The organism is Sporosarcina sp. FA15, from assembly GCF_051550195.1.
In the GTDB taxonomy this organism is placed as follows: Bacteria; Bacillota; Bacilli; order Bacillales_A; family Planococcaceae; genus Sporosarcina; species Sporosarcina psychrophila.
This window is the reverse complement of the sequence record NZ_CP188818.1, coordinates 961,325-976,098: the sequence shown is the minus strand read 5'-3', so window position 1 is coordinate 976,098 and position 14,774 is coordinate 961,325. Positions and strand designations below refer to the sequence as shown.

Here is a 14,774-nt window from a genome sequence, read left to right as displayed (position 1 = left end):
ATCCCCCTATAAATCATACTTTTGCAGTTCCTTCAAGATTCCTAAGCCCATTTTTCAATTTGATGCTTTCTAAAAGACGTCCATACATTTCCCTTGAACTTGGATGTTTTGTCCTCATCGTGAACATACCCGAACTCCCCACGATTATGAGCAACTCGCGTGCACGTGACAAAGCAACATTTAGACGCCTGTAGTCCCTCGCAAACCCAATGTCACCACCCTTATCCTGGTGATTCCGAACGAAACTTAAAATAATGACGTCCATTTCCATGCCTTGAAACTTGTCCACTGAACCTGTTCTGCAATGTAGATGCTGCGGGATTAATTCTTGCTGAATTAACCGGTCTACTCTTTTCACCTGTTCACCATAGAAGCTTATTACACCAACACTTTTTTTGTCTTCCTGCTTCATTCTTCCAGCATTTTTCGCATTTTCAGTTGCCTTATCTAAATCCATCAAGAGTTTTTTTATCATCGTCAATTCAGCCTGATTAAAGCGACTAGTACCCCCTTTAACCTTCTCCTCGAAATACTTCGGTTCATTTGGCATGTCAAACCAGAGAAGATGATCTTTCCTATGCACATAGCGGGATTCCATCAAGTGATCACGAACAGAATCTGAGTCCGTTAAACCACACTGAAGACCATAATTTCCTTCTTTGTAAAAAGGCGTAATTGTTTCCATTATACTTTCGTGCATACGATACTGGATGGCTAGCATCGTTTTGTTTTGCTTCGGTAATGTTCTAAAAAGACGTTCAAATAATGATTCTTTCAACAATTTTTCTAGTTCATTCTTTTCTTCAGTATTGTCGCTCTCCTCAAGTAATTCCTCCAGTGTATCTTGCCCCATAAGTGGTGGTAACTGATGATGATCCCCCACTAAAATAATCATTTTCCCTTTTAACATTGGTAGCAATAATTCGGGAGGTGTTGCTTTAGAAACTTCATCTATAATGACCACATCGAATGTCGGATACTCCTCCATGAAATCACGTCTCGCAGACGCGACGCAAGTTGTCCCTATGACATTCGCATGCTGTACATATAGTTTTCGGATTTCGTCAAGATCATATTCATTCGCTTCCGTGAGCAGTGTCCTCCATTCATTTTGAAGTGAATGGTTGATAGGCAAACGTTCTTTATCGATTTTGAGTTTCTTCACTTTTTTCGATAAAGTCATGAGTGAAGTTTGCGCTTGTTGACGCTGTTCTTCGGGATTCTGGGCTAGCAATTCCACTAAAGGTGCTAGTTGACTTTCCTGCTCCAGGCGCTCTGCATTTATCGAATCAAGTTCTTCACTTATGACTTGAAGCCTAGCTCTATTGTTTTGTAATCTTTGATTATTAACGTCGACTTCACTGTTTTTAGCATCCAACTCATTGATATATCGTTTAAGTGTCGCCTTCTTATCCATATAGTCGGCATAGACTTGTTCTTTTTGCTTCAATTTTTCTTTCGCTGCTCTAAGTGATACCGTTTCATCGACAGTTCCAACTTCTTCTTGAATTTTTTCAGCAGTTCGCTGAAGGTCACTTAGCGTTATTTGGTGACTCTCCGCATTGCGCTGCATTGCGCTTCTTTCCTGTTCTATTTCTGATATAAATTGATTGGTATGATCAATTATTTCTGTCTTAATAACAGCAAACATTTTTTTGGCATCCAACCTAATTTGATTTTGTTTTTCCAAATTTCCGCCCTGTGTCTGCACATAATTCTTTCTTTCACGTAACATTTCTAAAGCAATCGCGATTTTATCAAGATTATCATATTTTTGAGCCGAATAATTCCTCGTTTCAAGACTACTTTTAGTCGCTGGATCGATTAGAAATTTCCCAACACGATCAATGAGCCCATGAATATCTGTTACTGAACTATACTTTTGGTTCACAGTTCTTTTAACTGCATTTGGCAAAAATCCATGCTCTTTCAACAAACGCTCTATCATCTCAATAGCCGCTAAAAGTCTTTTTTGTAATTCTTGCCATTCACTGTATTCGCCACTAGACGTGTCGGATTTAATTGAATCAATCAACTTATTTAATTCGGTCATTTTCCAATTCGTATTGAATGTCGGCACTATTCCGAAAAACTCTAGTCGATTTTTCAATAAGTCAATTTTGGTTATTGAATCTAACTGTTTCACAAACACATGAATAGTATCAATTTTATTGCTTTTTAGTTCCAGTTCTTTACCTATACTTGCGATAGCATTTTCTGACTCGTCAATCATGTGTATTGTTTGACGATAGCTTATGTAAAAACGCATTTGCTCTAATTGAGGTTCTAATTTCTCCATCTGTTCAATTGTCTCTGGACTCATGTTTTCAACTTGTATAACTTGTTCAAGTTGAGTGATTTCCTTGTTTAATGCGTCCGCTAATTTGTTGAAGTCAGCTTCATTTCCTACTAATTCTTCACATTCCTTTTTATAGATTACTGCTTTTTTACTGAGCTTCATGATTTCGCTAGAGAGGAGAAGATGTTGTGCTTCGGCCTCTTCTTTTTGCTTTATTTTTTCATCTAGCGACAGCAGGTCCTGTTGAAGTTTTTTCAATCGCACTTCACAATTCACTAACTCATCTTGAAGTTGTGCTTCTTTTTCAGTATTTGACTGAAGTTGATTATTCACTGCATCTAACGTTACGTTTTTCCAGTTCAAAGCTACATTTTCTTCAATAAACTTTTTTCCTTCTTCTTCAATACTATCTGTCCGACCGTAACGTAAAATCCGAATATCTTGATGCGTTAATAATCTACCGAGCGCATTGTCCACCGCTAGATTTGCTTGTGAGGCGACGAGTGTACGCAACCCCGCCTTGACATTTTGATGACAAATTTCAGAGATAACTGTCGTCTTTCCGGTCCCCGGAGGCCCTTGAATCACGTACAAATCATTTGACGTCATGGCCCCAGTTACAGCTTCTTGTTGAAACTCATTTAATTCATTATGAAAAACAAGCTCTTGCTGTTTTTTTGAAATACGAACGACTGGCCGCTCCTCGAAAAGGACCTTTTCTAAATTTGCATTGGCAGCTAGACCATCTTGGAGATCTTTAAAACCTTTCCTTAATCTTTTTACTTGGCTAAGTTCAGCAAAGTTACTAAATACAACTTCCTTATACGATTTCGGATGCCATTCATTCCGTCTTGCCATCTCTTTATAATTCCGACTCAGTTCGATTTCAATAACTTTCTTAGACCTATCTGTATTTATGACGCTACCAATGTCATTTGATAGCCCTTTCATCTTGGCACCAAAACCTTTAATTGTATTCCATTCATTTCCTTTTAACCCACTGCAAACAATACTCAGTTTACTGAAATCTTCATTAAAACTGGCCATTGAAAAAGTTGCTGTCAAATCTGCAACATCCGCATTACTTTCTTGAATTCGTAAATAACCTTCCCAGCTGGCAATTCTTTTCTTCACGTACTCAGAACGTTCTTGTGCAATCGGTAATTCTCTAATGCTTGTGTACAAATCGATAGGCATCGCGACGCCGGCACTACGGCCTAGAAGAAACTTCAATCGTACTGGAAGACGTCTGTTCGTCTGTACGGGTTCTCTACGGCCCCTAACGTGGAAACCAGTCGCTAAAAAACCATCATTTTGATAAACACATTCCATTACAGCTACTCTATCGTTTAAACGCTTCGATAAAGCTTCGTTTGAGCCATTGTCGAAGAACAACGAAAAGGACATATTGCCCTGTCTATTATTGGGACGCTTTTCAATATGTACATCGAAGGCAACCTGCATCGAAAAAAAGGCGTGCTCATCCGTTGACCATTTTATGAGTTCTTTGCGTGCGTTAGCCGTAATTTCAAGCCCACAGCGCATCGCCACATTTATGGTTGATTTATGTCCCATTAAGCATGCCTTCCTTTCGTAAATTGGGTCTATTCTTAAGTATGACACTGTATTCAGGATAAATGTATACAATCACTCAATTGGTTCAATTACTAATAGAGGTGACAGTTAATCTGATTTATAAAGGCCACATTTCCAGACCTATATTTGGACAACTAAAAACTGATTGCTCCATATTCGGAAACAATCAGTCACAGGTTTTTCAATCTTATAATGAAGACAAGGATATTGCACCTAAAAGCCCTCGAATGTCTTCAACTTATAATTAAATCGTGATACTTATATTTTTAGGAATCTTGTACTCGATCTTTAATTCCTTTGTTGAAATAGTTTCTTCGATTACTATATTTAATAAATCCCCTTTAGTTAATTCAGGGATATAGGCATCAATTAGTATATAATTTTTCTGCTTCGTAGGCTCTCCGTTAAACGAATTACTGTTCTGATCAATTATCGTTATACGTGCTAATTCAAATTCTTTAGTCGGTTTCTCGAATCCCAATGTTAATTTTCCATCATTCACATTATAGGATGATGAAGAAATTTCTATATTAGACTGATTCTCAAGTTGCTTAGCAGTCTCATTATTACCAAGGTTCAACATGGCGACAACAATTACAAACAATACGCCTGTGGCAATCAGAACATTTTTTTCTGATAATTTCATTGGACACTCCTAAATGAGTTTTTATTTACAAATTAACATTTTACACTTTTTTTTGTATAAGTAAAGCCCTTTTCGTGGTACTATACTTAAATAGTATTTAAAAGGTACTTTATATCACTATTTTTTGCGCTCATTGGACAACTAATTATGAACTCTTTAACGCAAATAATAAACAGGAGATGTCCAAATGCGGCAAATTAATTCAAATCCCACACTTCTTAATAAGTTTATAATTCTTATTTCAGCGTCATTAAAAGGCTTTTCGCAAGTTATTTTAGTTGATAATGCTTTTTCAGGGTTTTTAATACTAATGGGGATTACGCTTCATTCACCATTTCTTGGTCTAATGGCTTTTCTTTCTTCTATAATAGGAACCCTAACCGCGCAGTATTGCGGTGGAGATCATTCGCTGATTCGGGCTGGAATTTACAGTTTTAATTCCGTTCTAAGTGGAATGGCGGCAGTTCTTTTTTTAACTGGGGGAAATCGCTGGCTGATTGCACTGATTGCCGCTGCAATTGCTGCTTTATCAATGGCTATACTAACGAAATGGATTGCTAAATGGGGAATCCCTATACTAACAGTGCCGTTCGTTTTTATTACTTGGATTGGGCTACTTGTTACTTACAGGACCGACGTGCTTCACATGGATCCTGGTTTCGTCATCAGCTCCCCCGCGCGTTGGAATTTACAAACTGAGGGAACGCCAACTTTATTAGTTGGATTGATAAAAGGAATTGGTGAAGTTTTCATCATTGACTCTCTTTTGACAGGCTCCCTAATTCTTGTAGGGCTTTTCTTGGCAGGTTGGCGATTTGGAGTTTATGCAATTATCGGTACGTTTGTATCCTGGCTTGCTGCTTATTTTATGGGTGTAGATGCGCAATCATTGAATTTAGGTTTATATAATTACAACGCTGTTTTGACAATCATAGCCGTCAGTCTCGTATTTGATAATAAACCAGAAAAAACGCCGCTGACTGGAATAGTAGCTGCCACCTTGACAGTTCCAATTACTGCAGGATTGGAGTTCCTTCTCGATCCACTTGGTCTGCCTGCGCTAACGTTCCCTTTCATCTTATGTACTTGGTTATTTATAGCAGCAAGAAAGTTATTTCCGAAAATCTAAAAAGTGCGCGTGCAGATGAGCTAGTTCTGCAGTCGCACTTTTTTAATGAATGGAACTAGTTCTGTGTGCCAATTATTGCTGATGTTAAAAGTGTAAACCATGTTATACTATCATCCAATAGAAAATTTTAATTTGTAAAGGATGAAATTTTTATGATATATGATGTATTTTTATTTGATTTAGACGATACATTGTTTGATTTTGGCGAAACAGAAAAACGGGCGTTCACTCACTCTTTCGAATCAAACGGCTTTCCGAATGGGTTGAAGGACTATAGGGATAGTTACAACGCAATCAGCAAGTTGCTATGGGATGATTTGGAACAAGCGCATATCACACTGATGGAGTTAAAAACAGAAAGGTTTAAGCGATTGTTCATGCAACACGGCCTCGATATGAATGCGGAAGTTTTTGGGCAAACTTATCTTGATAACTTGGGTAAAGAAGTTCATCTTATTGACGGTGTGACAGAAATGCTGAGTAGCCTTAAAGGTTCCAGATTGGCGATATTGACGAACGGATTTAAAGATGTTCAGTTAGCTCGAATCGGTGGATCAGTCTTAAAAAACTCTTTCGAAGCTATTATTACATCTGAAGAGGCAGGTTACCAAAAACCACAGTCAAAGATATTCGAGTATACATTCAATAAATTGCAACTAACAGACAAGTCCCGTGTCCTAATGATTGGGGATTCACTTTCATCTGATATTCAAGGCGGAAATAACTTTGGTATCGATACTTGTTGGTTCAATCCGCAACAAAAGAAAAACTCAACTACCGCTAAACCTACATATGAAATTCAGAACTGGAACGAATTCAATTTCGGTTTCCGGAACATTTATTGAAACAGAAAATCATGTCTTGTAAAAGCGTATTGGACAGCAAAAGTTGCTGAATCGATACGCTTTTTTATACTTATGTCCTATTTTAGCCTAGTCCGGTGAATTTGGTTCTTTCAATTCACTATACCAACCTCTTCAGAATCAAGCGTAGTTTCAAGTTCAAAATAAAACAATAAAGAAGCATTACTGCAGACACCTAGAATAGTTTTGGATAAAACTTTTTTATCGCAATATAATGACTATTAACCCCTCTATTGTTCGGTTAACTGAAAACATGTTAAACTTTCATTAGGGTATTAATTTGCAATTGTATGATATTTTAAACAAGACATATAACTAGTAGAGAGTGGGAAATTCGTATGCAGGAACAACAATTGGCAAGAGGCCTAAAAAACAGGCACGTACAACTAATTGCCATTGGGGGAGCAATCGGAACAGGATTATTCCTTGGTGCCGGAAAGTCGATTCATTTAGCAGGACCCTCCATTTTATTTGCTTATTTGATTACAGGCATAGTTTGCTTTTTAATCATGCGCGCACTTGGAGAACTGCTCTTAACCAATTTGGAATATAACTCTTTTGTTGACTTTGTACAAGACTATATGGGGAATATGGCTGCGTTCGTTACAGGCTGGACTTATTGGTTCTGCTGGATTTCAATCGCAATGGCTGACTTAACTGCCGTTGGTCTGTATACCCAGTTTTGGTTCCCTACAGTGCCACAGTGGATGCCAGGATTAATTGCACTTGTCATTTTGCTATTTATGAATCTTGCAACTGTTAAACTTTTTGGCGAAATGGAATTTTGGTTTGCATTAATTAAAATCATCGCGATTCTTGGACTCATTGTTATCGGAATCTTCATGATTATAAAAGGTTTTTCTACCGATTCAGGTCCATCCAGCTTCTCTAATCTATGGAGCCACGGTGGTATGTTCCCTAATGGCATTCATGGCTTTATCTTATCATTCCAGATGGTTGTATTTGCATTTGTAGGCATTGAACTTGTAGGACTGACAGCAGGGGAAACCGAAGACCCGGAAAAAGTTATCCCGAAAGCAATCAATAATATTCCTATTAGGATTTTAATATTCTATATCGGTGCTCTGATTGTTATTATGAGTATTTATCCGTGGAATGCTATCAATCCACTGGAAAGCCCGTTTGTCCAAGTCTTCGTTGCAGTCGGTATCGCTGCAGCTGCTGGTATCGTTAATTTCGTCGTCCTAACATCTGCAGCTTCGGCATGTAACAGCGCCGTCTTCAGCACAAGCCGTATGATATACTCGCTAGCTAAAGATAATAATGCACCTGTACCATTTACAAAACTGACTACCAACAAAGTCCCTTCCAATGCACTGTTCTTTTCAACCGTTATTATTCTGATCGCTGTTGTTTTGAACTATGTGATGCCGGAAGGCGTATTTACACTGATTACAAGTATTTCTACAGTGTGTTTCATCTTTATTTGGGGAATAACTGTCATCTGTCATTTGAAATACCGTAAAACTAGACCAGACCTTGCGAAAGTGAACAAGTTTAAAATGCCACTTCATCCATTTTCCAATTACTTAATCCTTATTTTCCTTGCATTCGTTCTTGTCGTACTAGCACTTGCAGAAGATACACGTGTTGCTTTGTTCATTACTCCTGTTTGGTTCATTTTGCTGATTGCTATTTATCAAATACGAAAAAATAAGAACCAACGGAACAAAATACAAGTCCTGTGATTCGTAAATAGTCTTTTATAGTAAAAATGAAAATGCCCTGTCTCTTGTTTCGAGACAGGGCATTTTCTATCTGGTCATACCAATGTGTTGAACACCTAAAGTCTATTTGGTATTTTTCTTTTTAGCTCTTTCTTCCAGTTTGCTTTTTGGCTCTTCAGCGAATTCAGTATCTCCATAACCTTGAGGCGTTACACTAGTGGCTTTCTTCCCTTTATCGTTATTGTGATCACTATTGATATTTTTGTTTTTCGTCATTAGTTCTTTCACCTCCATTTAGACATACTACAATTTTTTAGTTCAAATTATAGTATGTCCAAATGTTGTATATACACTCCCGTGAATATACATTTAATCATACAACCTTTCATTTTAACCCAGCTACTTCTTCTTTCGATAATTGACGCCATTCACCAAGAGCTAACGTACCAAGGGGGAGTTTTTTAATCCTCACACGTTGTAAACGAGTGACATTAATTTGAAACCGTCTACACATTCTTCTAATTTGTCGGTTCAATCCTTGTGACAAGGTGATTCTAAAGCAATTATCATCTATTTGAATGACTTTACACGGCTTTGTTAGTACATTCCCCTTTTTTCTAGGATTATAAATTTCCACGCCTTTAGCCATTTCATCTATAAACGCCGCCGTTATTTTTTTATCAACTGTGACCATATAGTCTTTTTCATTATTATTTTCTTCCAGTAAAAGCTCGTTTACAATGCTGCCATCATTCGTCAGAAGAATTAACCCTTCAGACTGCTTATCTAGACGTCCAACAGGAAAAATCCTTTCCGGGTAATTGACGAAATCGATAATATTCCCTTCAATTCGGCTCGCCGAGGTGCACGTCACACCCGTTGGTTTATTGAGCATAAGATAAATATCATTTTCTTTCGCTTTGATAAGTTGCCCATCCACTTCTACCCGGTCCCCTTCACAAATCACATGTCCTAGTGAAATCTGATTCCCATTCACAGTCACTTTCCCCTCTTTTATCAACACATCGACCTTTCGCCTGGAACAAAGCCCCGATGAACTAATAAATTGATTCAGCCTCATATTGTTTCCTCCATTTACATCGTAAACAATCTGTTTGCTCTTGATTCCGTTCAACTCCACAGATCATTGCTTACCCTATTTTACCACACTAAATTTACCGTATTCGCCCACATATATAAGGACCGTCTCATGACAGTAAATGACTAACAATTTCATTTAAAAGAATAAAAACACAAAAATAAATCAGCCATTCACATAAATGGCTGATTTTAACTATATTTCCGGAACCTAATTCTGAATTATGTTAGAATCCGATTCCATTCTCTTTTGTATGATTTTAAATACCAAATACATACTATGTTATTAAATTTAGGTTCATAAACGATCATCGGAATCCTGCTTATAATCCTCTTCCCAAAAATCAGCATTTTTTATGCCCAGCTTCTTGGGATCAAAAACAGGATCAAGCCCTAATTTCTTCTGACTTTCATAATCTTTCAAGGCAAGTAGCGCTGGTTTGGACAGTAGTAAAATCGCAATGACATTCAGCCATACCATAATACCTAAACCCGCATCTCCAAGTGCCCAGGCCAACTCTGCCGTTCTGATTGTTCCCCAAAAAGTCATGATTAGAATGACGATTTTCAATATGAGCATGGCCATTTTCGTGTTCTTTTTTCGTATTAAATAAGCTATGTTTGTTTCTGCAATATAATAATAGGCCATGATTGTTGTAAAAGCGAAGAAAAATAGCGCAATGGCTACAAAGCCTGCTCCAAAACCAGGAAGAGCACTGTCAACTGCTGCCTGTGTATATCCTGGGCCCTGTTCTACACCAGGGATATTATTGACGATATATGTTCCATCCTCTGCCTGTGTGTTATACATTCCCGTAAACAGGATCATAAATGCTGTCGCTGAACAGACGAACAATGTGTCAATGTAGACGGAAAAAGACTGAACCAAACCTTGTTTGACTGGATGGGATACTTCTGCCGCCGCGGCCGCATGAGCTCCAGTTCCCTGTCCTGCTTCGTTTGAAAATATTCCCCTCTTCACGCCCCACATAATCGCCATACCAATGATACCGCCAAAAGCGGAATCTATGGCAAAAGCACTTTTAAAAATCAATGCAAAGACTTCAGGTAATAGATTGATATTCATTACAATAATTACGAGTGCAACCAGCATATACCCCAATGCCATGAATGGAACGATAATCTGTGCAACGTTCGCAATTCGCTTGACTCCACCTAAAATGATGAAACCTAAGATAGCTACAATTACAAGCCCTGTTCCCCATTGGGGAATACTAAATGCATTATTCATCCCAACGGCAATTGAATTGGATTGGACACCTGGCATGAGGACTGCCATCGCAATTAGAGCAGCAATTGCAAATAGAGTTCCAAACCACTTCCATCCTATTCCTTTCTCAATAAAATAAGCTGGACCACCGCGATATTGTCCATCTTGTTTCACTTTGTATATTTGTGCTAGTGTGGATTCAACAAAGGCACTTGAGGCCCCAATGAAAGCGATTGCCCACATCCAAAAGACAGCTCCTGGTCCTCCGTAATAAATTGCCGTTGCCACACCCGCAATATTACCTGTCCCAACCCGCCCGGAAAGTGCAATTGATAACGCCTGGAAGGAGGAAATACCAGCATTTGAACTTTTCCCCTGAAACATCAATGTAACCATCTCTTTAATGTGCCTCACCTGCAAAAAACGCGTCAATACAGAAAATAATAAACCGACCCCAAGTAAAATATAAATGACTGGGGTACTCCATAAAATGTTATTCAGTCCATTTACAAAATCCTCCATTAAACACCCCTCCACCCTTTTTTAAATTTCCAGACAATACCTTCTGATTATATGATAGAATTTCAGTTTGTAGACGAGTTCTATTCGGTTTTTAGTAAGGCATTTTCTTTATGCGAAATTACTATCAACTCACATATCCATATAAACATACAAAAGATACCAGACATTCACTTACATACCTGATACTCTAATTATTAATATGCAACTGTAGTTTCTGCATAGCCTTTTAGTTATTTTGAAAATGAACGTAACTGTTCAGAGCGATAGATCATCATTCTTTGCTTGTTCAATTGGGCATTGTAATACATAGAAAGGGTGAAATTCTCGGCTGCAATTACTCTGTATTTTTTCAGAGGACCTCGAATAATAAATGGAATGGCATTATTCGAGGTCCGCTCTTCGCTCGCCAAATCTGAATTCAAACCGATTGCCAAGTAAAAGTAATGGACGTAAATTCGAGATTGTCTCATACATAATCATAGCCAGTATCTGTTTCAATTCGCCTTTCATTATTAAACAGAAAATGACGATTCAGGATTGGTATTCATCGCACTGATTATAAAAAATCACCTCGGCCGATTTGATTAAGCAAAATTTGAATTCGTCAATGCATCCTCAATATCGACTTTATATAGCGCTTCCTTTGACGTAGCTTTCTTAATCGTAAAATTGATGCAAACATATAAAGGTTTAAAAATTTCCCGATATCAATTACTTATCGGTATCCGGAATTTCTGGCTCCTAGTTCGGATGAAATACCAATTTGTATTTGTATCAGATACTTTTCCCCAAATAAATATCCCTGTCTATGTTCTGTTGACATAGACAGGGATATTTCCAATAATATCGCAACTTCACTCTGTTTCCATTATTTCTTCTTTTTTGAAGAACCTTTACTCTTACCCTTAATATTATTTTCAACAAATTTCTTTTCGACTGATACCTGTTCTTTTGAAAAGTCTGTCTCCTCCCCGAATTCTGTGTCGTAGTTGAGATTGTTAAAGTTGCGATGATTTGTATCCTCAACTACTTCTTCCATTGGTTTAAACAAAATCCCTAAGCAAACCAGTCCACTTAGACCAACAAGAACATAAATCACCCTTGACAAAAATGCCTCTTGCCCACCAAATATTGATGCTACTAAATCAAATTTAAAAATCCCAATTAAACCCCAGTTAATAGCACCAATAATTACTAATGCCAAAGCAATCCGTTGTATCGCTCTCATGAATTAACACCTCCTCCATATTACTATTCCGTTTTATAAACTAATCGCCGCCGCAATCACTAATGAAATATTCTTTTTTCTCATCGTAAGATCTTTCCCGAGTGCTGTCTGGATGATACCTTCAGGAATGGTCACAATAAAAACAATTCATCCGTAAATCGCTAAGACTTGTTCTTATCTTCTGCCAATAGAGTGTTTTAATACATTAAATTATAATTCGTGAAAATCTAAAGACTAATCACGTTATTTTAATTTTCGATACCTATTAAGCAGGTCTAACGGGAGGATGTGAATGCTTAGCATTGACTGAATCCAATCATGCAATTATTGGTATGACAGGAAATATTACTTTTCAATAGTTCTTGTAAACTACGCCTTTGGGCCAAGTGCTTGTTCTTATGTCCATAGAACGACCTCCTATCGATTTACTAATTTGTGTGTGAATCAATACATTAGTGTTTGTCTAGGTTAAATTTCAACGCCGTGTGCCACGGAATAATGAAAAAAATAGCCACTTTAAGATTGGGAGTTCCATCTCTCAAAGCGGCTATTCGTATTGAATTAATAATCTACGCCTGATGCTTTTCCAAAAATGCCAGCATCAAACTATATACTTTAATTTCATTCTCTTTTTTCGAGAACCCATGTCCTTCATCTTCCAAAACGAGATACTCGACATCACGGCCCTTTTCTTTTAATTTTGCAACGATTTGGTCAGACTCTTCTTTGACGACTCGTGGATCTTTTGCTCCTTGAATGACAAGCATAGGCTTTACCATGCCGTCTAAGTAAGTAACAGGTGAGTCTTTGATGAAACGTTCTTTATCGCGCTCGGGATCCCCAAGCCATCGTTCCATTATCGGCTTCCAGTGTGGTGGAACAGAGTTGATGAAGGTAAATAAATCAGACGGCCCGAAAATATCAACAACTGCTCTGAAATAGTCTGAATGTCGCCCATGCAATAATAGTGCCATGTATCCGCCATAGCTACCGCCGACAAGGAACAGCTTATTTCGGTCTGTAAACCCACTTTCAAACAACCACTCGATTCCAGCGATACAGTCAAGTCTTGGTCCCTCGCCCCAATCCAGCTCAACTAGCTTTGTGAATGCCGATCCATATCCTGTACTTCCACGGAAGTTCGGCGCAAAAATTGTATAGCCTCTATTAATGAAGCATTGGAACATCGAACGGAACATTTTCCGCTCAGCTGATTGCGGTCCACCATGTGGCCAGAAAATCGTATAACCGTTATCATTTTCGGGCTTCGCTTTGAACAATAAAGCCTCGATTTCCATCCCATCAAAGCTTGTATAGGAAACAATGTCTGGCTCCACCATATCCTCTGGACTTAATCCCAAGACACGATTGTTCGTCAATTGCTTCCACTCTACACCGTTAGACGATTGATAGACATTATGTGGTACGGTTGCACTGCGTCCTAATATATAAAGATTTCCCGATTTCGCCACTTGTATTTGTTCTATGATATCAACAGGCAACGAGCATTCTTCAACTTTGTCGGTGGCAACGTCATACCGATATAAAATATCTGTAACACCTTTGACAGTGATAAGATAGAACGCTTTGTTGTCCTTATCCCATTTAACCGATTGAATACTTTCCCCATCAAAGGCTAGGACTTTGGAAAACTCTTTGGATGTCAAATCGAACTTAGCCAAATACATTTCGTCGCTGTCGTAATCCGTTGCAAAGTAAATTGTTTCATTATCTGTGAAAACTGGTTCCATGGCAACATGGACCTTCTCTGGGTCCGGTGTAATGTTGAAGGTCTCTACCCCCATCTTTACAAAGCCAACGATATATGTATTGGCAAATGCTCGTAAATAAACAAATGATTCTTCATTCTCGGATACTGCAGCTAGTTCGGTAGTTGATACTTCTCCGACATTCAGCAGTCTATCCTCTCCTGTTTCCAAATTACGAATCCGCGTGTTCAAAAAAGATGGATTCTCTTTTGATGTCTCATAGTACACGCACTTTCCGTCTGCACTCAGATGGCTAAAATAATACTTTTCAGATGCATCTCCTGTAATAAGTGGATGCGGCAATCCACCTTCGTTCGGTATCGCATAAATTTGATAATTCTCATCTCCATCCTTATCAAATCCCGCTAACACATACCGGTTCTCTGGATCGAATTTTATAAAATTACATGATTCATCCCTATGAGCAAACAGATATGGATAAGTGTCCGGCAAATCCATCGCCCACAAATTCATTTTGCCATTTAAATTAGCGTTAAACACTAATCGCTTTTCATCGCTACTTACTGCAAAGTTTGTAATCGTATACGTACGGAAAAATTGCTCGACTGTTGGTTTCGGAAAATTAATCATTATGAACCCCCTAAATGGTAGTAAAGCAATTTCATTTCTTCCTATTAGTATACCATTTATCAGATAAAATAGAATAACACAAGGATTCCGCTTTTTGAGAGTGGTAATGACTTA

Annotated in this window: 11 protein-coding genes; 3 read left to right on the top strand and 8 right to left on the bottom strand. The window is 38.1% G+C overall.

Translation table 11 applies throughout. The features are described 5' to 3' along the window. Positions 1–13: 13 nt before the first annotated feature. Together ACP8HG_RS04640 and ACP8HG_RS04635 are read right to left on the bottom strand one after the other, a co-directional pair. Entirely contained in the window at positions 14–3,874 is a 3,861-nt protein-coding gene (locus ACP8HG_RS04640; RefSeq protein ID WP_438298268.1) for an AAA domain-containing protein, read from the bottom strand. 265 nt (positions 3,875–4,139) lie between these two features. After that, entirely contained in the window at positions 4,140–4,541 is a 402-nt protein-coding gene (locus ACP8HG_RS04635; protein WP_438298267.1) for a hypothetical protein, read from the bottom strand. Positions 4,542–4,728: 187 nt separating this feature from the next. Here ACP8HG_RS04635 and ACP8HG_RS04630 point away from each other — a divergent pair, with 187 nt between their 5' ends. The 3 genes from ACP8HG_RS04630 (at position 4,729) to ACP8HG_RS04620 (ending at position 8,242) form a co-directional block, all read left to right on the top strand. Beyond that, on the top strand, positions 4,729–5,670 hold the full coding sequence (locus tag ACP8HG_RS04630; protein WP_067208631.1) for an urea transporter: 942 nt from the start codon (positions 4,729–4,731) through the stop codon (positions 5,668–5,670). A gap of 152 nt (positions 5,671–5,822) precedes the next feature. Beyond that, positions 5,823–6,515, top strand: a complete 693-nt coding sequence (locus tag ACP8HG_RS04625; RefSeq protein WP_067208628.1) for a YjjG family noncanonical pyrimidine nucleotidase — start codon at positions 5,823–5,825, stop codon at positions 6,513–6,515. 356 nt (positions 6,516–6,871) lie between these two features. Beyond that, on the top strand, positions 6,872–8,242 hold the full coding sequence (locus ACP8HG_RS04620) for an amino acid permease (RefSeq protein ID WP_067208625.1): 1,371 nt from the start codon (positions 6,872–6,874) through the stop codon (positions 8,240–8,242). A 102-nt stretch (positions 8,243–8,344) separates the two neighbouring features. Here the strand turns inward: ACP8HG_RS04620 and sspL are convergent, their stop codons facing one another. From sspL to ACP8HG_RS04590, 6 genes are all read right to left on the bottom strand, one after another. Next, entirely contained in the window at positions 8,345–8,497 is a 153-nt protein-coding gene (gene sspL / locus ACP8HG_RS04615; RefSeq protein WP_067208623.1) for a small, acid-soluble spore protein L, read from the bottom strand. Between the two features lie 109 nt (positions 8,498–8,606). Then, positions 8,607–9,302, bottom strand: coding sequence for a pseudouridine synthase (locus ACP8HG_RS04610; protein ID WP_338652540.1), 696 nt, complete (start codon positions 9,300–9,302; stop codon positions 8,607–8,609). Between the two features lie 315 nt (positions 9,303–9,617). After that, positions 9,618–11,072 carry an alanine/glycine:cation symporter family protein gene (locus ACP8HG_RS04605; RefSeq protein ID WP_438298266.1) on the bottom strand — a complete coding sequence of 485 codons (1,455 nt, stop codon included), beginning with the start codon at positions 11,070–11,072 and terminating at the stop codon, positions 9,618–9,620. A gap of 230 nt (positions 11,073–11,302) precedes the next feature. Continuing rightward, positions 11,303–11,542 carry a hypothetical protein gene (locus tag ACP8HG_RS04600; protein ID WP_156476005.1) on the bottom strand — a complete coding sequence of 80 codons (240 nt, stop codon included), beginning with the start codon at positions 11,540–11,542 and terminating at the stop codon, positions 11,303–11,305. 398 nt (positions 11,543–11,940) lie between these two features. Then, positions 11,941–12,300: a DUF378 domain-containing protein gene (locus ACP8HG_RS04595; protein WP_438298265.1), complete on the bottom strand. Its 360-nt coding sequence runs from the start codon at positions 12,298–12,300 to the stop codon at positions 11,941–11,943. Between the two features lie 569 nt (positions 12,301–12,869). Next, a complete protein-coding gene (locus tag ACP8HG_RS04590) occupies positions 12,870–14,660 on the bottom strand; it encodes a prolyl oligopeptidase family serine peptidase (protein ID WP_438298264.1) in 1,791 nt (596 codons plus the stop codon). Between the last annotated feature and the right edge of the window lie 114 nt (positions 14,661–14,774).

What these genes read in the sequence shown, in the direction of transcription:
- ACP8HG_RS04590 (WP_438298264.1), bottom strand. Translation starts at nt 14,660, where the DNA reads ATGATTAATTTTCCGAAACCAACAGTCGAGCAATTTTTCCGTACGTAT.
- ACP8HG_RS04595 (WP_438298265.1), bottom strand. Translation starts at nt 12,300, where the DNA reads ATGAGAGCGATACAACGGATTGCTTTGGCATTAGTAATTATTGGTGCT.
- ACP8HG_RS04600 (WP_156476005.1), bottom strand. Translation starts at nt 11,542, where the DNA reads ATGAGACAATCTCGAATTTACGTCCATTACTTTTACTTGGCAATCGGT.
- sspL (WP_067208623.1), bottom strand. Translation starts at nt 8,497, where the DNA reads ATGACGAAAAACAAAAATATCAATAGTGATCACAATAACGATAAAGGG.
- ACP8HG_RS04620 (WP_067208625.1), top strand. Translation starts at nt 6,872, where the DNA reads ATGCAGGAACAACAATTGGCAAGAGGCCTAAAAAACAGGCACGTACAA.
- ACP8HG_RS04630 (WP_067208631.1), top strand. Translation starts at nt 4,729, where the DNA reads ATGCGGCAAATTAATTCAAATCCCACACTTCTTAATAAGTTTATAATT.
- ACP8HG_RS04605 (WP_438298266.1), bottom strand. Translation starts at nt 11,072, where the DNA reads ATGGAGGATTTTGTAAATGGACTGAATAACATTTTATGGAGTACCCCA.
- ACP8HG_RS04625 (WP_067208628.1), top strand. Translation starts at nt 5,823, where the DNA reads ATGATATATGATGTATTTTTATTTGATTTAGACGATACATTGTTTGAT.
- ACP8HG_RS04610 (WP_338652540.1), bottom strand. Translation starts at nt 9,302, where the DNA reads ATGAGGCTGAATCAATTTATTAGTTCATCGGGGCTTTGTTCCAGGCGA.
- ACP8HG_RS04640 (WP_438298268.1), bottom strand. Translation starts at nt 3,874, where the DNA reads ATGGGACATAAATCAACCATAAATGTGGCGATGCGCTGTGGGCTTGAA.
- ACP8HG_RS04635 (WP_438298267.1), bottom strand. Translation starts at nt 4,541, where the DNA reads ATGAAATTATCAGAAAAAAATGTTCTGATTGCCACAGGCGTATTGTTT.